17 protein-coding genes and 1 pseudogene are annotated in these 18,859 nt (G+C 39.7%); 6 read left to right on the forward strand and 12 right to left on the reverse strand.

Features of this window, described 5'->3' with window-relative positions; genetic code table 11:
* Positions 1-11: 11 nt before the first annotated feature.
* The 6 genes from FJR77_RS00280 to ruvB form a co-directional block, all read right to left on the reverse strand.
* Complete coding sequence (locus tag FJR77_RS00280) at positions 12-1,865, reverse strand: proline--tRNA ligase (protein WP_125451120.1); 1,854 nt, start codon at positions 1,863-1,865, stop codon at positions 12-14.
* A 12-nt stretch (positions 1,866-1,877) separates the two neighbouring features.
* Positions 1,878-3,137: an RIP metalloprotease RseP gene (rseP, locus tag FJR77_RS00285; RefSeq protein WP_125451121.1), complete on the reverse strand. Its 1,260-nt coding sequence runs from the start codon at positions 3,135-3,137 to the stop codon at positions 1,878-1,880.
* A gap of 15 nt (positions 3,138-3,152) precedes the next feature.
* Positions 3,153-3,956, reverse strand: a complete 804-nt coding sequence (locus FJR77_RS00290) for a phosphatidate cytidylyltransferase (RefSeq protein WP_061758899.1) — start codon at positions 3,954-3,956, stop codon at positions 3,153-3,155.
* A gap of 8 nt (positions 3,957-3,964) precedes the next feature.
* Positions 3,965-4,723: an isoprenyl transferase gene (locus FJR77_RS00295; RefSeq protein WP_140832971.1), complete on the reverse strand. Its 759-nt coding sequence runs from the start codon at positions 4,721-4,723 to the stop codon at positions 3,965-3,967.
* 232 nt (positions 4,724-4,955) lie between these two features.
* Complete coding sequence (locus FJR77_RS00300; RefSeq protein WP_140832969.1) at positions 4,956-5,528, reverse strand: nucleotidyltransferase family protein; 573 nt, start codon at positions 5,526-5,528, stop codon at positions 4,956-4,958.
* Complete coding sequence (gene ruvB / locus FJR77_RS00305; RefSeq protein ID WP_079114808.1) at positions 5,509-6,507, reverse strand: Holliday junction branch migration DNA helicase RuvB; 999 nt, start codon at positions 6,505-6,507, stop codon at positions 5,509-5,511. Before ruvB ends, FJR77_RS00300 begins: the two co-directional genes overlap by 20 nt.
* Before the next feature lie 133 nt (positions 6,508-6,640).
* Here ruvB and FJR77_RS00310 point away from each other — a divergent pair, with 133 nt between their 5' ends.
* Positions 6,641-6,733, forward strand: coding sequence for a type I toxin-antitoxin system Fst family toxin (locus FJR77_RS00310; RefSeq protein ID WP_125451129.1), 93 nt, complete (start codon positions 6,641-6,643; stop codon positions 6,731-6,733).
* Positions 6,734-7,594: 861 nt separating this feature from the next.
* Here FJR77_RS00310 and FJR77_RS00315 read toward each other — a convergent pair.
* From FJR77_RS00315 to leuS, 6 genes and pseudogenes are all read right to left on the reverse strand, one after another.
* Positions 7,595-8,280: pseudogene (locus FJR77_RS00315) on the reverse strand (GNAT family N-acetyltransferase).
* 94 nt (positions 8,281-8,374) lie between these two features.
* Complete coding sequence (locus FJR77_RS00320; RefSeq protein ID WP_140832965.1) at positions 8,375-8,794, reverse strand: DUF3021 domain-containing protein; 420 nt, start codon at positions 8,792-8,794, stop codon at positions 8,375-8,377.
* A gap of 9 nt (positions 8,795-8,803) precedes the next feature.
* Positions 8,804-9,259 carry a LytTR family DNA-binding domain-containing protein gene (locus FJR77_RS00325; RefSeq protein ID WP_125451132.1) on the reverse strand — a complete coding sequence of 152 codons (456 nt, stop codon included), beginning with the start codon at positions 9,257-9,259 and terminating at the stop codon, positions 8,804-8,806.
* A gap of 18 nt (positions 9,260-9,277) precedes the next feature.
* Entirely contained in the window at positions 9,278-10,120 is an 843-nt protein-coding gene (locus FJR77_RS00330) for an ABC transporter permease (protein WP_140832963.1), read from the reverse strand.
* Entirely contained in the window at positions 10,120-10,986 is an 867-nt protein-coding gene (locus FJR77_RS00335) for an ABC transporter ATP-binding protein (RefSeq protein WP_061758906.1), read from the reverse strand. The genes FJR77_RS00330 and FJR77_RS00335 overlap by 1 nt, the downstream gene beginning before the upstream one ends.
* Before the next feature lie 251 nt (positions 10,987-11,237).
* Positions 11,238-13,739 carry a leucine--tRNA ligase gene (gene leuS / locus FJR77_RS00340; RefSeq protein ID WP_140832961.1) on the reverse strand — a complete coding sequence of 834 codons (2,502 nt, stop codon included), beginning with the start codon at positions 13,737-13,739 and terminating at the stop codon, positions 11,238-11,240.
* A gap of 147 nt (positions 13,740-13,886) precedes the next feature.
* Between leuS and FJR77_RS00345 the strand changes: the two genes are divergently transcribed.
* The 5 genes from FJR77_RS00345 (at position 13,887) to FJR77_RS00360 (ending at position 18,850) form a co-directional block, all read left to right on the forward strand.
* Positions 13,887-15,005 (forward strand): sensor histidine kinase, encoded by a 1,119-nt coding sequence (locus FJR77_RS00345; RefSeq protein WP_235888708.1) that lies wholly within the window; start codon positions 13,887-13,889, stop codon positions 15,003-15,005.
* Positions 14,992-15,546 carry a sensor histidine kinase gene (locus FJR77_RS10230; protein WP_235888709.1) on the forward strand — a complete coding sequence of 185 codons (555 nt, stop codon included), beginning with the start codon at positions 14,992-14,994 and terminating at the stop codon, positions 15,544-15,546. Before FJR77_RS00345 ends, FJR77_RS10230 begins: the two co-directional genes overlap by 14 nt.
* Positions 15,539-16,309 (forward strand): response regulator transcription factor, encoded by a 771-nt coding sequence (locus FJR77_RS00350; protein ID WP_079114801.1) that lies wholly within the window; start codon positions 15,539-15,541, stop codon positions 16,307-16,309. The genes FJR77_RS10230 and FJR77_RS00350 overlap by 8 nt, the downstream gene beginning before the upstream one ends.
* 291 nt (positions 16,310-16,600) lie before the next feature.
* On the forward strand, positions 16,601-17,641 hold the full coding sequence (locus FJR77_RS00355) for an ABC transporter substrate-binding protein (RefSeq protein ID WP_061758909.1): 1,041 nt from the start codon (positions 16,601-16,603) through the stop codon (positions 17,639-17,641).
* Between the two features lie 162 nt (positions 17,642-17,803).
* Positions 17,804-18,850: an ABC transporter substrate-binding protein gene (locus FJR77_RS00360; protein WP_061758910.1), complete on the forward strand. Its 1,047-nt coding sequence runs from the start codon at positions 17,804-17,806 to the stop codon at positions 18,848-18,850.
* Positions 18,851-18,859 lie beyond the last annotated feature (9 nt).

An 18,859-nucleotide genomic window follows, 5' to 3' on the forward strand; every position in this document is an offset into this window, starting at 1 on the left:
AATTATAGTTTTTATTTCTTGCTGAGGATTTCAAGCGTTTCAAGTAAGTTATCTGCATGAACTTCGATGGTGTCACCAGTCGCTTTAATCTTCACTTCTACGATGCCATCAGCCGCTTTTTTACCAACAGTGATGCGGATTGGCAATCCAATCAAGTCGCTGTCGCTGAATTTGACTCCGACACGTTCATTACGGTCATCTGTCAAGACTTCGTAACCAGCTCCCATCAAGCTTGCTTCAAGTTTTTCTGTCAAGGCTTGTGCTTCTTCGTCCTTGACATTGACAGTAATCAAGTGCACATCAAATGGCGCCAATTCTTTAGGGAAGTTGATTCCCCATGCGTAACGGTATTCACCTTTTGGCGTTTTGTTAACAAAGAGGCGAGCGTGTTGCTCCATCACTGCTGAAAGGAGACGGCTGACACCGATACCGTAACATCCCATGATAATTGGCACAGCACGGCCATTTTCATCCAAAACATCTGCTCCCATGCTTGCTGAGTAGCGAGTACCGAGTTTGAAGATGTGACCAATTTCGATACCACGAGCAAAGTTAAGAACCCCTTGTCCGTCTGGGGACACTTCACCCTCACGAACTTCACGAATATCCACATATTCTGCAGTGAAGTCACGACCTGGATTCACACCAGTCAAGTGGTAGCCATCTTCGTTAGCACCCACAACTGCATTGCGAACATCTTGCACCTTACGGTCTGCAATGATTTTAACATTATCTGGCAAACCAACTGGGCCAAGTGAACCGAATCCTGCTTGAACAAGATTCGCCACTTCTTCTTCGCTCGCAACATCAAAGAAATCTGCTCCCAAGTGGTTTTTCAACTTAACTTCGTTGAGTTGGTCATTTCCAACTAGAAGGGCCGCAACAAGCTCACCATCTGCCATGTAGAAGAGAGTTTTAATTGTTTGTTCTTCTGGAACATTGAGGAAGGCTGCAACTTCATCGATTGATTTAACATCTGGAGTTACAACACGAGTCACTTCTTCTTCAGCGACAACACGGTTGCTTGGTTTGTACTCGTTTGTTGCCATTTCCAAGTTAGCCGCATAGCTAGACTCACTTGAGTAAGCAATGGTATCCTCACCAGAAACCATCCATTTAAGCAATTCTGCCTTGATTTCTTCTTGCACTTCTGTAGGAATTTCGTCAAATGAGGCAACTGACTTGTCCAAGACAACCCAGCGGTCAAGGTCTGTACGAGCAGATGTAATAGCCATAAATTCTTGGCTATCCTTACCACCCATAGCTCCACCATCACCGATGATAGCCTTGAAATCTAAGCCACTACGAGTGAAAATACGCTCATAAGCAGCCTTGTACTCATCGTAAACACTGTCCAAGCTATCATAGTTAGCGTGAAAACTATAAGCATCCTTCATGATAAACTCACGTGTACGAAGTAGTCCATTACGTGGGCGTTTTTCATCACGATACTTAGGCTGGATTTGATAAAGGTTAAGTGGCAATTGCTTATAAGACTTAACAGAATCACGGACAATAGCTGTAAAGGTTTCTTCGTGAGTTGGACCTAGGATAAAGTCTGATTTTTCACGGTTTTTTAGTTTGTAAAGGTCCTCACCATAAGTTTCGTAACGACCTGATTCGCGCCACAACTCTGCACTGAGAAGGGCAGGAGCCAACATCTCAACGGCACCAATCTTGTCAAACTCTTGGCGCATGATGTTTTTGGCTTTTTCAATCACACGGTTGGCAAGTGGCAGGTAAGAATAAACACCTGCTGAGACTTGACGAACATAACCAGCTCGCAACATAAGAGCATGGCTGATAACTTGAGCATCGCTTGGCATTTCGCGAAGCGTTGGGATAGGCATTTTACTTTGTTTCATAATATTCCTCGATTATCTAAAAAAGAGTCGCATAATGTCATTCCAGGTCACAGCAATCATCAAGACAACCATGATGACCACTCCGGCCAAGGTGACATAGGTTTCAATTTCTTGTTTCAATGGTTTGCGGCGGATGGCTTCTAGGATATTGAGCACAATCTTACCGCCATCCAGAGCTGGAATCGGAATAAGATTAAAAATCCCGATATTGATGGAAATTATTGCCAAAAAGTACAAGACATTCTCAATTCCATTTTTAGCAGCATCACTACTTGCCTTAAAGATGGCAACAGGTCCACCTAACTTGTTCAAATCCGGTTGGAAAATCAGATTTTTCAGAGCCGATAGAATTCGGAGAGCCGAGTCAGCAGCACTTGTAAATCCACCTACAAACATAGATAGAAAGTCCGACTTAATTCCTGGTTGAACACCTAGAAGATATCGACCTTGATTTTCTTCTGGGGTAACAGTAACTTGTTTGTCACTCCCCTTTTCAGAAATAGTCACATCCAAGATCGGGGCCGTCTTATCTTTGGTTTCTGATTCCACAGCCTGAATCAAGCTTTCCCAGTTGCTAACCTCATGTGAGCCAATCTTGGTAATTTGTGCCGTTTCTGGTACTCCCACCTTAGCCAAGGCCCCTTGGGGCATAACATGGAACTGGTTGGTATCAACATCTCTGACACCACCCTGCATAAAGATTAAAATCCAAAAAACAACGACACCTAAGATAAAGTTGTTCATAGGGCCTGCAAAGTTGGTAATCAGTTTGCCCCAGATAGTTGCATTTTGATATTGAACATCTAAAGGTGCAATCCGAACCTCAGTTCCATCTAATTCTACAACCGTTGCATCATGATCCACTGCAAGGGTTTTTTCTTCTTCCAGAACCAAACCCTTGATAAAGAGCTTGTCCTCAAAGTCAAACTGAGTCACCTGCATAGGAAGAGCTGTTTGATCCAATTTTTTACCTGAGAGATTGATGCGTTTAACTTTACCATCATCAGTAAGGGTTAAACTGACAGGAGTTCCTGTCTTGATTTCAGTCGTATCATCGCCCCAACCTGCCATACGAACGTAGCCACCCAGAGGCAAGATCCGAATGGTATAGGCCGTCCCGTCCTTACCAATGTGAGCAAAGATTTTGGGTCCCATACCGATGGCAAATTCACGCACTAGAATTCCTGATTTCTTGGCAAAGTAGAAGTGTCCGAACTCGTGCACCACTACAATAATCCCAAAAACCAGAATAAAGGTTAAAATTCCGAGCATTCTATCTTCCTTTCTCTAAAAGAGTCCAAATAAGTGCATGATTGGAAATACAAGCAACATACTATCGAAGCGATCCAAAACACCACCATGCCCAGGAATAAATTTCCCAGAATCCTTAACACCAAAGTGACGCTTAATCGAACTTTCTAGTAAGTCACCAAATTGTCCAGCAATGCTGAAGAAAATAGCAAAGACTGACATCTTGTAAATTCCATACGGAAGAGCAACTGTCCTATCAAAAATCATAAAGACAATTGTTATCAAGATAGCTCCTAAAATACCACCAAAAGATCCCTCAAAGGTTTTATTGGGTGATACCCTTGGCGCTAATTTTCGTTTACCGTATCTCATCCCTACAAGATAAGCACAACTATCTGTTGCCCAAACAATACACAAGGCCAATAGTGCCTTATCTAAACCTGCAATTCTAGCATCTAATAGAGCATTAAAGCCAAAGCCCACATAGAAACTCATAGCAAGAGGGAAAACAGCATCCTCAATCGTATAGGACTTGCTAAAAACAGTTGTTCCTAACATAATTGAAATCAACACACTATAAGCAACCACATTCCCATCAACTGGTAAAAAAGTCAGGTAATTCTCCAAGGGAATGGTCAAGGCAAAGGTTGCAAAGAGGGTCAAGAGCCCCTCCATAGTCATGGTCTCTAAACCTCTCATCTTCAAAAGTTCATGCATTGCTAGCATGGCTATGATTCCGATGGCGATCTGAAGCAAAAGGCCCCCAATCATTAAAATTGGTAGGAAAATAGCCAGGGCAATCCCTGCGAACAAGGTTCTTTTTTGTAAATCCTTTGTCATATCTCCTCCTAAACTCCTCCAAATCGGCGATGACGACGATTGTAGGCAAGAATAGCTTCCTGCAAGGCTACCTCATCAAAGTCAGGCCACAAGGTGTCCGTAAAATAGAGCTCACTATAGGCTCCCTGCCATGGAAGAAAATTACTCAAACGCAATTCTCCACTAGTACGTATAATCAAGTCTGGGTCTCGTAGGTCCTTAGGCAAATGATGGGTAAAGAGATAATTGCCAATCAAGTCCTCTGTGATATCACCTGGGGTGATTTTGGCATCTAAAACATCCTGGGAAATCAACTTAAGAGCCTGTGTAATCTCAGCACGTCCACCATAGTTGAGGGCAAAATTAAGAATCAAACCTGTGTTGTTCTTAGTCAATTCCTCAGCCTTTGTTAAAGCTTCAAAGGTTTGCTTAGGCAGGCGGTCTGTCTCCCCAATCATTTGAATCTTAACATTATTCGCATGCAGTTCCGGGACATAATTATCATAAAACTCTACTGGCAAGTTCATGATAAACTTGACTTCCTGATCTGGGCGGGTCCAGTTTTCTGTAGAAAAAGCATAGACCGTAATAACCTTAACGCCTAGTTTGTTGGCTGCCTTGGTCACAGTTTGCAATGCTTCCATGCCCGCCTTGTGTCCGAAGACTCGCGGTTGCATACGTTTTTTAGCCCAACGGCCATTGCCATCCATGATGATGCCGATATGAGCAGGAACCTGTGTCGGAACCTCTACTTCCACAGCCTTATCTTTCTTAAAAAATCCAAACATGATCTTATTCCTATTCAAAAATCTATCGTTTCATTATACCATATTTCCCTATTTTCTTCTATCACTAAGCTATTTATTCTCAGGCACAAAGCCTACTTTTCAAAAAAAAATAAGTCGCCTGATTGGGCGACTCTATTTTTATAGGGAGATTATTATGAAAAAGTTTTAGGAGTTTAAGTTAAGGTCTTCTTAACTTATGGACTTAGTATACACTCCCTAGCTTAAAGTTTCCTTAAGTATTTTTAAAAATCAAATTTTTCCATTTCTCCTGCCAATTTTTCTTGGATAAACGTGTTTGATAGAGTTCCATTCGGTCTTCATTCTCTAAAAAATGAGGAGTTAGACGAACTTGAAAATTCAAAATATCCTCCAAACCATAAGGTGCATAGAGTTCAAAATCGGATTCTTCATTCAAGCGCAGTACAACTGCCGTACACCGTTCTGGATACTTACTCATAGCATCACTGGAACTGATATAGGGAGCAGTATGAGGGCTATGCAGGTGCATATAGACTTGATTTTTCAATTCCCACTGGTACTGAGGAAAATCCTCTCTCAACTTTTTCTCTAGATACAAGGTTTCCTCATAAGAAATATCTGAATCAAAGAAAATCACATCTACATCTGTTTCACAATCAAAAGGTGATTTATCTGACAAGAGATTCCAGATGAAATTTCTGACAGAACCTGCTGCCAACCACGAGTCTTTCAGACCAAGGTCTCGGATGATAGTCAAAATAGCCATCATATCCGGATTTTCTCTAAAAGCCTCCAGAATTTCTTGCTCATTTTTCATTGTATTCATAACCTAAGTGCTCATATGCCTTAGCAGTCGCCACCCGTCCAGACCGTGTCCGCATGATAAAACCTTTTTGGATTAAGTAAGGTTCATACATGTCTTCAACTGTCTCACGCTCTTCGGCGATATTCACAGAAAGAGTTCCTAGACCAACAGGACCACCACCGTACATCTCAATCATGGTCCGAAGGATTTTCTGGTCCACATAGTCCAGACCTTCATGGTCAACATCCAGCATGGTCAAAGCCTTATCGGTAATAATATCATCGATAACCCCATCCCCCATAATCTGGGCAAAATCGCGCACGCGCTTGAGGAGACGATTGGCAATACGAGGGGTCCCACGACTACGTAGGGCCAACTCAGATGCTGCCTCATGAGTGATTTCCATCTCAAAAATATCTGCCGTCCGCTCGACAATTTCTGTCAAGTCAGCATGGGCATAATACTCCATATGCCCCGTAATCCCAAAACGTGCCCGTAGTGGATTTGAGAGCATACCAGCCCGAGTCGTCGCACCAATCAAGGTAAAAGGTGGTAACTCCAAATGAACACTGCGACTACCTTCACCAGCCCCAATCATGATATCAATGTAGAAGTCCTCCATGGCACTATAAAGCACCTCTTCCACCGACATGGGCAAGCGATGAATCTCATCAATAAAAAGGACATCCCCAGGCTCTAAGTCATTCAAAATCGCTACTAGATCTCCAGCTTTTTCAATGACAGGCCCAGACGTCTGCTTGAGATTGACACCCAGTTCGTTGGCGATAACAAAAGCCATGGTCGTTTTCCCCAAACCTGGAGGCCCAAATAAGAGGACATGATCCAACGCTTCATCCCGCATTTTGGCAGCTTCAATAAAGATTTGTAGCTGGTCCTTGACCTTATCCTGCCCAATATATTCACGTAAATACTGAGGACGGAGCGTGCGTTCTACTAACTCCTCGTCCCCCATTATCTCATTATCTAAAATTCTACTCATGGCTCTATTATATCAAAAATCCAAGCCACAAACAAAAAAGCCACCCGATTGGGTGACTCCTGAGTTTAGCACTTATGTGGTATAATATTATACGGCACTGCTACACCGCCTACGAAAGGAGGTGAGATAGCCCATGATGGAACTAATCCTTAAAACTATCATCGGACCAATTGTGGTCGGTGTTGTTCTTCGCTTAGTCGATAAATGGCTAAACAAGAACAAATAGTGTCAAAAAAGACCCCAAGCTTAATGTGGAAGTTAGCTTGGGGTCTTTTCTAGTCCATGATATAGAACTAATCCTTAATTCCTCTCCATTATCCCACAGTTCACAAAATTTGTCAAAACTTTACATCCTCAGCTTCTCAAGCTTTAACCGCTTTACAACAAGACTTTCAAGTTTAAGAGAAAATTAGGGATTCTATCAATTTCATAGAAATTTTGATTTAGTAAACGAAGAGACAATCTTATATGTCACTTCTCATTTAATACGCCACTACTAGACAAGCAAAATCATTATTACAGTAGTTCCAGTCCTTCAATTAACAGTCACTTACATTCAAAGCGAGGTTGAAGTAGCTGAAGTAACAGCAAACCTATTTCTTAGTCATATTCGCTAAAAAGGTCCCCGCCAATTCCCCGACCAAAATCCGAAAAATATCGAAAAATGATTTTTAGAAAACTCCCCAAAAGCCTGAAATAAAGCCAAAAAACTCCACCTGATTGGGTGGAGTTAAGGGAGATTATTATGAAAAAGAAAAGTTTAGAATTTTATTAAATAAAGTTAGGAGGTCTTTATTTAATAACTACATGATACAAGACGAAACTTAAAACTAGCTTAACTTTTCTCAAATTTTACTATTCTGCAAAAAATTTCTATCACTAGCACCTATCCAAGAAAAAAAGCCACCTGATTGGGTGACTTCATTAGGAGATTATGATGAAAAAAGTTTTAGGATTTCATTAAATAAAGTTAGGAGGTCTTTATTTAATGGTTATATAATACTAGACCAGTCTTAAATTTTGCTTAAGAAAAAACAAGTTTTGTTATTTTTCTCTGTTTATCCAAGTCATTCCTCTATAACACCTCTTAAAGCTCTCTCAAGCTCTTGTGCTGTCGTCCATTTTTATCAAAGTTTTCAGGATCCAACCATGTTTCCAATCGAGCTTTGACTTTTGGCCAGTCCTTATCAATCAATCCGTATCTCTCGTACGTCCCTTATAAACCACTGCCTGGCGGAAGGTCCCTTCATAGACAAAACCTAAACGTTCCGCTGCTCGTCTGGATGGCAGATTTAAGGCATCGCATTTCCACTCATAGCGACGATAGTTAAGCTTCTCAAAGACATAGCAAGCCAAGAGATACTGGGCTTCTGTTCCTATCCGTGTCCCCCTGAGTTTTGGAGAGAAAGTGACAGCTCCCACTTCTATTACTCGGTTATTCTGGTCAATGCGCATGAGAGAAAATGTTCCCAAAGCCTTACCAGTTGCCTTGTCTACAATCGCATAGTAAAAGCGATCCTTACGAGCCAACATCTGATTTAAAAGGCTGACCAACTCCTCTATATCTGCGACTGACTCCTGAAAGAGGTAGGTCCACATTTCCCGAGGCGTATCAGGGCCATAAACAGCTAATAAATCCTCCGCATGCTTTTCTACAGAGAGAGCCTCTATTCGAGCATAACGCCCTTCTAAAAAATCAATAGAAGGCAGTGCACCTGGTGTATAACCTTCCATTGACTCACCAATCATCTGACCATATTCGTTTACTGGCATTTTTCTTCTCCTTGTTTTACGCTGAAAATACTATATCACAAATTGTTCTCTTTGGAAACTGGCACTGGCTTAAAACTTCATCCTCAACACTATATTAGTGACCCGTTTTCTGTCTTTTATCCTCTAAGGCTTGATTAATTCGTTGAGTGAGTTTGTGAGTTTGCCAGATTTGATACAACCATATCAATCCATAAATTAACAAGAAAAAGAACCAAAGCAAGGGACTCCACAAGGCTGAACCCCAGCCCAAAAATAGAGAGATCAATACTAAGATAGTAGCTGTCACTAATAAATGAACTCCTACACGTATACTAAAAGCAAGAAACTCTAGCTTTTCAAGGATTAAAGTCAATACCCCCATAATTCCACCCATTAAAAACAGAGCTAGAATATTTTTTATCATTGGTTCAGGATAGGTAATACCTGGATAACACTGAGCTAATAACATCATACTCAAATAAAAGAAAGAAGCCGTACGCATTCCCGATACAAAATAATCAATTAATCGTTTCATGATTTTCTCCTATAAACCTAGATAATTCATTAAGGACTTAACGTATTTCCGACTCACACTAGATTTGATGCCCCGAGTCATTTTAGCCATCATGTTCCCTGAAAAACTATCTGATAACGATTCTAAGTGGTCAATGTTTATAATTGAATGGCGTGATATCTGTATAAAGTTACGCCGATTAATCCGATTCTGAAAATTTATCAATGTTTCCTTAGTTTTATAAATCCCATCTACCGTATAAATGGTTAATAAATTCTTGTCAATATCAGCTAGAATAAGATCCTCAATTTTCACCATAACCAGATAATCATCCGTTCGAATAGGAATGGCCACCTGATTGGTCGTTGAAAATTGTTCTAAATACTCCATGATTTCCCTTGCTTGGCCGGTTAACTGAGCTGCCTGAATTACAATATGTGGGTCCTTTTCTGAAAACTCTGCCTTCATTTCAAAACGAATCTTCATTTTCTCTCCAATATACTTTTATTTTCTCTTGCTAAATACTTTAACAAATAAAAGCCAAAGAAGAATAGCGACGAGACATATAATAACCACTATAAAGTATGTCTCTTCCTTTGTCAATAGTTCTTGCCAGTTGATTTGGATTCCCATTTTTTCTTGAAATTCCTTTAACAAGCTGCTATTTCCTGTAAATGCGGTCTCTAATGGTTCTTTCATTAAAATTTGTCGATAGAGAGAAGCAATATAAGTTGCAGGGGTACACTTCATGATAATCTGTGCAAAATCAGGTAAAACTCCAATAGGGACATAAGTTCCTACTAAAAATCCAGAAGCAGTTCCCACTATAGTTGCCAGTTTGCCAAGACTATCTACAGATTGAAAACGATAAATCAAGAGAATATTTATCAAACTTGAAAGCAGACTACTTAACAACATAATCAAAGTAATTTCCGGTAAATGACTGATAACTGGACTTTCTTTAAAATAAAGCCCCATAACAGCAAACATAAACACCTGCATAACAAAAGAAATGGCAATACTACTGATTAGATAGGACATCTGTAAACCCCAGATACCTAAATCTGTCAAGAAGAGATCTTGATCCACTTGATTTTCACGATCCTGTACCATTTGTGTAAGAGCCGTAAAACTGGTTGTAATCCCAGTCACAGCCAAGGTCCCACCCATCAGCCAGTTATTTAAAAGGTTCGTATTATCAGGGAGTTGGGACCAAGCATCCGTCAAGTTCTTCTGCAAAAAAATGATATAAAGGAGGAAGGAAATCAATGCCCCCAATAATGAGAAAAATACTCCTGAACGATTACGAAAATATAAGATAAAATTCCGTTTCAATAAAGCTAACATTACCGAACCTCTCTTCCTGTAAGTGCAATAAAGGCATCATCCATGGTACCTGGACGAAACTCAAAAGAATCAATTTCTTCTCGTACTTTTGCCAAATATTCAATAGCTTCCAGTGATGTCCTTGGATAAAAAAGATATTCCAACTCATTTTCTTCCTTTACTGTCATTCCAGTCTGTAACAACTTTTCTAAATCCTTCATTTCTTTAAAACGAATTTTTAGGATATTAGATGCATACTGACTTTTAATAGCCGTCGCAGAACCTTGCGCAATCACTTTCCCATGATCAACGATATAGATCTGATTTGCTTCATCCGCTTCATCCAGATAATGAGTCGTTAAGATAATAGTCATCCCTTCATCCTTTTGTAGTCGAGACAATAAATCCCAAATGGCTTTGCGAGTCTGAATATCTAGACCTGTCGTTGGTTCATCTAAGAAAAGAATATCTGGCTGTGAAAGAAGAGCACGCGCAATATCAACCCTACGTTTTTGCCCACCTGACAAAGTCCCATATAGTTGCTTCTGGAAAGCAGTCAAACCCAGTTGATGGATCAAATCATCCACACGACTTGCTGCAATCTCCTTATACTGTTGAGCACGAATCGTAAGATTTTCCCTAACTGTCAACATCTCATCCAGTACACTAGCTTGAAAAACAACTCCTATTTTCGTATTTGGCGCATATCGAATCTGACCTTTTGTCGGCTTTTTCAAACCGATTAACATGGAAATGGTGGTTGATTTTCCTGCACCATTGGGACCCAAAATAGCATTAAAACTCCCTTTTTCAAACTCTAACTGAATATCGTCAACAGCCATATGATCGCCGTACCGTTTAGTCAAATGTTTAGCTTGTAAAATCATATTTAGTTCCTCCTCTTTACCTCATCAGTTTAACAAAAAGTATGAAAGAAAAATCGACTTTTGAGATAGGTGGTTAAAATGAGAGGTTAAGTGGTGAGATGACGGAAACAGGATTATATTTTTCATTCAAAAAATCCTCCAGATTCTACTCTGAAGGATTCTTATCTTATTTCACAACAATATTAACCAATTTAGTTGGCTTCAATAGTCCAGTGGACCATTGAAGGTGGCAAATAGAGCTAATAAACTCGTTATTTAACGACGATATTAACGAGTTTGTTAGGTACCGCAATCACCTTGACGATTTCCTTACCGTCAATTTCTGCTTTGACTTTTTCATCAGCTAGAGCAATCTCTTGCAATTCTTCGCGTGATAGGTCTTTAGCGACCATGAGTTTGGCACGAACTTTTCCTTTGATTTGGACAACGATTTCGATTTCGTCTTCAACCAATTTGCTTTCGTCCCATGTTGGCCAAGCCACGTAAGAGATTGACTCACCTGTTGCTGCAACTGTTTGCCAGAGCTCTTCTGCCAAGTGAGGTGCAAATGGTGCAATCAACTGAACGAAGCCTTTGGCGTAGTCTACATAAAGTTTTTCTTCCTTGTTAGCCGCGTTGACAAAGACCATAAGTTGGGCAATAGCTGTGTTGAATTTCAATGATTCGATTTGTTCTGTGACAGCTTTAACGGTTTCGTTATAAACCTTGTCAAGAGCGCCATTGTTTTCCGCAGCGATTTCTTTACTTGTAATCAAACGGTAAACACGGTCCAAGAATTTACGGCTTCCTTCCAGACCTTCTTCAGACCAAGCAATCGAAGCATCAAGTGGTCCCATGAACATTTCATAGACACGAAGGGTGTCAGCACCGTATTGTTCCACAACATCATCTGGGTTAACAACGTTCTTGAGGGATTTAGACATCTTGGCTGGTGCTTGCTCCAACTCTTCTCCTGTTTCCATGTGGAAGAAGGAGCCGTCACGTTTTTCAACCTTATCAGTTGCCACAAGAGCCCCACGGTGGTCACGGTAGCTTGTTCCCAAGATCATTCCTTGGTTAAAGAGTTTTTGGAATGGTTCCTTAGTCGGAACAACACCGAGATCATAGAGGAATTTATGCCAGAAACGAGCGTAAAGCAAGTGAAGAACGGCATGCTCTGCACCACCCACGTAGATATCTACTGGCAACCATTGTTTGAGGAGATCCTCATCGGCCAATTTCTCAGTATTGTGTGGGTCAATATAGCGGAGGTAGTACCAGCTTGAACCTGCCCACTGTGGCATGGTGTTGGTTTCACGACGACCTTTGACACCATCTTCACGAGTCACTTCAAGCCAGTCTGTCAAGTTAGCTAGTGGACTTTCCCCTGTACCTGAAGGGCGGATGTCCTTGGTTACAGGCAAGACAAGTGGCAATTCACTTTCAGGAACAGCTGTTGATGTCCCATCTTCCCAATGAATGATAGGAATTGGCTCACCCCAGTAACGTTGACGGCTAAAGAGCCAGTCGCGGAGACGGTAGGTAACTTTCTCCTGACCACAGCCGTTTTCTTCCAACCAGGACACAATCTTAGCAATAGCTTCTTCTTTGTTCAATCCATCTAGGAAGTCTGAATTGACATGAAGACCATCCTCTGTGTAGGCAGCTTCTGCTACGTTTCCACCTTCAAGGACTTCTACGATTGGAAGGTCAAATTGTTTGGCGAATTCCCAGTCACGTTGATCGTGGGCAGGCACAGCCATTACAGCACCTGTTCCATAACTAGCAAGAACATAGTCCGCAATCCAGATTGGAATTTCCTTGCCATTGACAGGGTTGATGGCATAAGCACCAGTCCAAACCCCTGTTTTTTCTTTGGCAAGGTCTGTACGAGCCAAGTCAGATTTGAGGCTAGCTTGGTGTTTGTAGTCTGCTACTGCATCTGCTTGCTCTGGGCTTGTGATAGCGTCAACCAAGTCATGCTCAGGAGCCAAGACTGTGAAAGTCGCACCGAAAAGGGTATCAGGACGAGTGGTAAAGACAGTAAATTCCTTATCAGTTCCCTTAACCTTGAAGGTTACATTTGCACCAGTTGATTTCCCAATCCAGTTGCGTTGCATGTCCTTGATAGACTCTGGCCAATCTAGTTCATCTAAGTCATTAAGCAAACGCTCTGCATATGCCGTGATTTTGAGCATCCATTGGCGCATTGGTTTGCGAACAACTGGATAGCCTCCACGCTCAGAAGTTCCATCAGGAAGCACTTCTTCATTAGCGATAGCTGTTCCGAGTTCCTCAACCCAGTTTACTGGCACTTCCGCTTCATAGGCCAAGCCTTTTTCATAAAGCTTAGTAAAAATCCATTGCGTCCACTTGTAGTAGTTTGGATCTGTTGTATTGACTTCACGATTCCAGTCATAAGAAAATCCAAGCGCATTGATTTGGCGTTTGAAGTTGGCAATGTTCTCAGCTGTAAATTCTGCTGGGTCATTACCAGTATCCATAGCGTATTGCTCTGCAGGCAAACCAAAAGCATCCCAACCCATTGGGTGAAGGACATTGTAGCCTTGCGCACGTTTGTAACGACTGAGGATATCGGTTGCGGTATAGCCTTCTGGGTGTCCTACGTGCAGACCAGCTCCAGACGGATAAGGGAACATATCGAGAGCATAAAACTTCGGTTTTGATGCATCTGTTCCTGTCTTAAATGTATGATGTTCTGCCCAGTAGCTCTGCCACTTAGGCTCAATTTCTTTATGATTGTAAAAACTCATGGTCTCTCTCCAATTTTGTGATGTTACTATTATACCATTTTTGAGGGAATTTGGTCTCGTTCTATTCTATACTTTTCTATTTTACCTTGCTCTAGAATTTTTAAACTGCTATACTTATAACAGAAAACCCTTCCAAGGAGGTAGCGAATGTCTCATTCCTTTAAAAAATCTCTCCAAAAAGAAATTCTCCATAGAAGCTCTATCGCAGCTTTTATGACCTCTCTTTTACTACTCATTTTACTTTTTGGTTTTTCCTATTTTTTACAAAAGCAGCAACTCTCCAAAGACACAAGACAGATTGTAAAACAGGTTCAAGAAATGAAAGAAGCAAATAATGAGCTCCTGACTACTATGAACCATAAAATGATTCCTGGATTTTTGGATGGCAAACACACAGAGCGAGAAGTCTTTAGCTTATTTTACGAGACCAAAGCTAAATTAAAACTTAGTTCTGACCTCATTATCCTAAGTGATGCAGGTGAATTACTATTTAGTACCAATCGAAATCATCAAGAAAGTATTTTATCTCCCTACTATCTAAAACTGCTCATTCAAAATCCTTCTCAAGAAAAAGTGACAGAAAAAATTGCACTCTCTTCAGATAAACAACATTACACACTCTTTATCAAACCACTACTTCAAAACCAACGAGTTATAGCCTATACGATTGCTTTCGTAAATGAGAATGATTTCATCTCAAGTTTCCCAATGATAAATTCTAAATACATCATTACCGATAACTTTGGTAATATGTTTTCCAACAATACAAATCAATTTACTCGTTCCACTCTTGAAAAATTTGATGAAAAACTCCTACACTCTCGCACCCACTGGTATGCGAACGAACCGCTTATTGTTCAAAAAGAAAAAGTCGGTGCTATTTTTTCAATCTATACTTTTCAATCCTTCTTTCCTATTCCTAGCTTACTTGGCCTAGCCTCCATTCTCACCTTATGTATATTCTTCCTCTACTTCTGGCAAGCAAGACGAATTGCTCACAAAATTGCTACACACAACGCTGTTCCTATTGAAAGCTTGGTTTACCAACTTCAAGAAATTCCCAAACAAGCAGAAAAAAGGCTTTCTCTACAAACAGGTGATGAGTTTGAGTTTATGGCAGAAAAAATCAACAATATGTTGTACGAATTAGATCAACTTCATCAAAAAATGTTGACCATAGAAAAAGAAAAGTGGATTTTTGAAAGAAAAATGCTGGAAGCTCAGTTCAATCCTCATTTTCTCTACAATACACTTGAGAACACTTGAGACGATTAAAGTCACTTCTTTAATGGATGCAGCTCTCACACAAGACCTGATTCAAAACCTTACGCGCATTCTTCGCTACAGTATCACCGATTTAGAAAAAGAAACAACCATTTGTCAGGATTTAAAGATTATAGAGGATTACCTGATTATTCATAAGATTCGTTTCGAGCACTTTTCCTATGATATTGTCTGCCCAGAAACTGTCGATAATCAGCCTATTCCTAAACTTTTCTTGCTTCCTCTAGTAGAAAATGCTATAAAATATGGGATGCAATACCGTATTGATCTTCATATAGATATCCAAATTACCTGGGAAGCAGATTCTCTGACTTTTTTAGTCAAGGATAACGCCGGAGGGCTCACAAAACAAGAGCGACTCGCTATTTTAGACTCTTTAGAAAGCCCTCATACCCAGCATGGCATCGTGAACAGCTATAAACGATTGAGCAATTTCTTTTCTGATGTCCAGCTAGATTTAGGAGTCAATCGCCAAGGAGAAACTTGGGTCAAATTTATAACGAAAGGACTAACTCATGTTTAAGCTCATTATCGTAGAGGACGAACACCTCATTCGAAAATGGCTAGAGATTGCCATAGACTACTCTGCCTTAGGTATCCAAGTCGTAGGAACTGCCAGTCACGGTCAAGAGGGAATGAAACTCATCCAAGAAAAAGAACCTCATATTGTCTTAACAGACATCACAATGCCAATTATGGATGCTTTTATGATGTTCGAAGCTACTCGTACTCTTTCTTATGAAAAAGTTATCTTATCAGGTTATAACGATTTTCAAAATGCCAAAAAAGCCATGCAATATGGAGCAGTTGATTTCTTATCCAAACCAATTGATACCAAGGAGTTGACAGAATGTCTTCAAAAAATTGTTTTGCGATTACGAGTTAGCACTCGTCAAGAAACTCCTTTTTTAGAAGAGTATCAAACTTTACTCACCTCTATCCAACAAGTTGATACACAAAACCAAATCATTCAGCAAATTCTTGAATTTGTGCATCAACACTACTGTATGCACTTTACCATTTCTAGCATTGCAGAGAATCTAGGGTATAGCGAAAGTTATCTATATAAGGTTATCAAAGAAGACTTCCCAATGACGCTAAATGAATATATCTTACGCTACCGCCTCAAGCAAGCTATAGATAAAATGGCTGAATCCCCTAATTCTCCCTTAAGCGATATCTCTGAACAAGTTGGATTTTCAGACTATAAATATTTTGCCAAAGTTTTTAAAAAATATCTCCATATTTCTCCAAAAGAATTAAAACTCATGGATAAAAACCATTGATGTAAAAGGATTGCTCAGCTCAGGCAATCTTTTTATTTTGTACTTTTACTCAATGAAAATCAAAGTGCTAACTACTCAAATCATAGCTTTGAGATTGCAGATAAAGCGACGTGTTTTGAAGAGTATTACCATCAAAATCACAGCTAAAATTCACCAATCCTTGCTCTAGGAACTCATTTCCTATTTTTCGTTTTAGATTTCTTTAAGGTTTTTATTATATCCTGTAGGACTCTACAATTTAAAAACATTAACAATCTAGGTAGAGAAAATGTTCGTAAAAAGGAGATACTTATGAAAAAAATACTATTCTTTCTCTCTTTTAGCTGGATATTCCTTTCTTTATCAGGATGTTCTTCACCTATAGAAGCGGAAACTAGCTCTGAAAAAGATTCAGATAACACTTTAGTTGTCTACTCACCTAATCCTGAAGACCTTATCGAAGAAACAATCCCAGCCTTCGAAGAAAAATATGGTATTAAGGTTGATTTAGTACAAGCCAGCACTGGTGAATTGTTCAAAAAAGCTGAGGCCGAAAAAGAATCCCCTGTAGCTGATGTCATTTTCGGAGGCTCCTACGCCCTCTTCTCTTCTAACGAAAATCTTTTTGAACCTTATATTTCTCAAGAGAACGACCAGATAATCCCTGAATATCAAAATAAAACAGGATTCTACACACCTTATACACTGGATGTCAGTGTTATCATTGCCAATTCAGCCCTTACAAAAGATATAAAAATTGAAGGTTACAATGATCTACTCAATCCTAAATTAAAAGGAAAAATTGCTACTGCTGATCCTAGTAATGCTTCTAGCGCATTTGCTCAATTAACAAATATGCTTGTGGACCAAGGTGGATACGAAAATGAACAAGCTTGGACCTATGTGAAAAATCTCTTTACCCTAGTAGATGGAAAGATTGCATCTAGCTCTTCAAATGTTTACAAAGCTGTCGCCGATGGAGAAATGGCTGTAGGACTAACCTATGAAGATCCTGCCTTAAAACTCTTAAATGATGGAGTTGATGTAAAAGTCATTTATCCGAAAGAAGGAACCGTCTTTTTACCTGGTAATGCAGCTATCGTCAAAAACGCTAAACACATGGAAAATGCCAAGAAATTTATCGACTTCCTCCTTTCACAAGAAATCCAAGATAAGCTAGGAACCGAAACTACAATCCGACCTATTCGTAAAAATGCTAAAACCAATAAAAATATGAAGGCTATGACAGAAATCAATATTGCCACTGAAGATTCCAATTATGTCATTAAAAACAAATCCGCCATTCTTAAAAAGTACAATGACATTTTTACAGATATCCAATCTAAAAAATAAAATTTGACTTGACAGTGATTAACTGTCAAACTCTACTATAAAATCAAAATGATTACTTCCGTTTTTGTAGAGAATTTTACTCTAATAGAATAGAATTATCGGTTTTAAAAACGCTTACATTGTTTTAAAATAAACTTAAATAACACAACGGAGGTATCCATCATGAAAAAGAAATGGATGTATTATGCTGCTTGCGGACTAGCTCTTTTTGGTCTTGCTGCTTGTTCTTCTAATGAATCTGCCGATGGCGGTTCATCTGATAAAGGAGACGGCGGTTCGCTAGTCGTTTATTCACCAAACTCAGAGGGCTTAATCGGAGCAACTATTCCTGCCTTTGAAGAGAAATATGGTATCAAAGTAGAACTGATTCAAGCTGGCACTGGAGAACTTTTCAAAAAACTAGAGTCAGAAAAAGAAGCTCCTGTAGCTGATGTCATCTTTGGTGGTTCTTATACACAATATGCTACCCACGGAGAACTCTTTGAAAACTATACTTCAAAAGAAAATGATAATGTTATCAAAGAATATCAAAACACAACTGGCTACTCTACACCTTATACACTAGATGGTAGTGTTTTAATCATCAATCCTGATTTAACGAAAGGCATGAACATCGAAGGATATAGCGACCTTCTCAAACCTGAACTAAAAGGAAAAATCGCAACTGCTGACCCAGCAAACTCTTCTAGCGCCTTTGCTCAATTAACAAATATGCTACAAGCTCAAGGTGGTTACAAAGACGATAAAGCTTGGTCTTATGTAAAAGATCTCTTCACACTTATTGATGGTAAAATCGGTTCAAGCTCATCTGGTGTCTATAAAGCAGTCGCTGACGGAGAAATGGCTGTTGGTCTCTCTTATGAAGATCCAGCAGTTAAACTCTTAAATGACGGAGCTAACATTAAGGTAGTCTATCCAAAAGAAGGAACAGTCTTCCTACCTGCTAGTGCTGCTATCGTTAAAAAAGCGAAAAATATGGAAAATGCCAAGAAATTTATCGATTTTATTATCTCTCAAGAAGTACAAGATACACTTGGTACAACCACTACTAACCGTCCTGTTCGTAAAAATGCTAAAACGAGCGAAAATATGAAACCAATTGACAAAATCAAAACACTCACTGAAGATTATGATTATGTCATCAAGAATAAATCAGATATCGTTAAAAAATACAACGAAGTCTTTACAGATATCCAATCTAAACAGTAAAAGAGGTTC

Origin of the sequence: Streptococcus shenyangsis (genome assembly GCF_006385785.1) — a bacterium.
Classification (GTDB): domain Bacteria; phylum Bacillota; class Bacilli; order Lactobacillales; family Streptococcaceae; genus Streptococcus; species Streptococcus shenyangsis.

Coding starts and splice junctions, on each gene's coding strand:
- FJR77_RS00280 (WP_125451120.1), bottom strand. CDS start 1,865: ATGAAACAAAGTAAAATGCCTATCCCAACGCTTCGCGAAATGCCAAGC.
- rseP (WP_125451121.1), bottom strand. CDS start 3,137: ATGCTCGGAATTTTAACCTTTATTCTGGTTTTTGGGATTATTGTAGTG.
- FJR77_RS00290 (WP_061758899.1), bottom strand. CDS start 3,956: ATGACAAAGGATTTACAAAAAAGAACCTTGTTCGCAGGGATTGCCCTG.
- FJR77_RS00295 (WP_140832971.1), bottom strand. CDS start 4,723: ATGTTTGGATTTTTTAAGAAAGATAAGGCTGTGGAAGTAGAGGTTCCG.
- FJR77_RS00300 (WP_140832969.1), bottom strand. CDS start 5,528: ATGAATACAATGAAAAATGAGCAAGAAATTCTGGAGGCTTTTAGAGAA.
- ruvB (WP_079114808.1), bottom strand. CDS start 6,507: ATGAGTAGAATTTTAGATAATGAGATAATGGGGGACGAGGAGTTAGTA.
- FJR77_RS00310 (WP_125451129.1), top strand. CDS start 6,641: ATGATGGAACTAATCCTTAAAACTATCATCGGACCAATTGTGGTCGGT.
- FJR77_RS00320 (WP_140832965.1), bottom strand. CDS start 8,794: ATGAAACGATTAATTGATTATTTTGTATCGGGAATGCGTACGGCTTCT.
- FJR77_RS00325 (WP_125451132.1), bottom strand. CDS start 9,259: ATGAAGATTCGTTTTGAAATGAAGGCAGAGTTTTCAGAAAAGGACCCA.
- FJR77_RS00330 (WP_140832963.1), bottom strand. CDS start 10,120: ATGTTAGCTTTATTGAAACGGAATTTTATCTTATATTTTCGTAATCGT.
- FJR77_RS00335 (WP_061758906.1), bottom strand. CDS start 10,986: ATGATTTTACAAGCTAAACATTTGACTAAACGGTACGGCGATCATATG.
- leuS (WP_140832961.1), bottom strand. CDS start 13,739: ATGAGTTTTTACAATCATAAAGAAATTGAGCCTAAGTGGCAGAGCTAC.
- FJR77_RS00345 (WP_235888708.1), top strand. CDS start 13,887: ATGTCTCATTCCTTTAAAAAATCTCTCCAAAAAGAAATTCTCCATAGA.
- FJR77_RS00350 (WP_079114801.1), top strand. CDS start 15,539: ATGTTTAAGCTCATTATCGTAGAGGACGAACACCTCATTCGAAAATGG.
- FJR77_RS00355 (WP_061758909.1), top strand. CDS start 16,601: ATGAAAAAAATACTATTCTTTCTCTCTTTTAGCTGGATATTCCTTTCT.
- FJR77_RS00360 (WP_061758910.1), top strand. CDS start 17,804: ATGAAAAAGAAATGGATGTATTATGCTGCTTGCGGACTAGCTCTTTTT.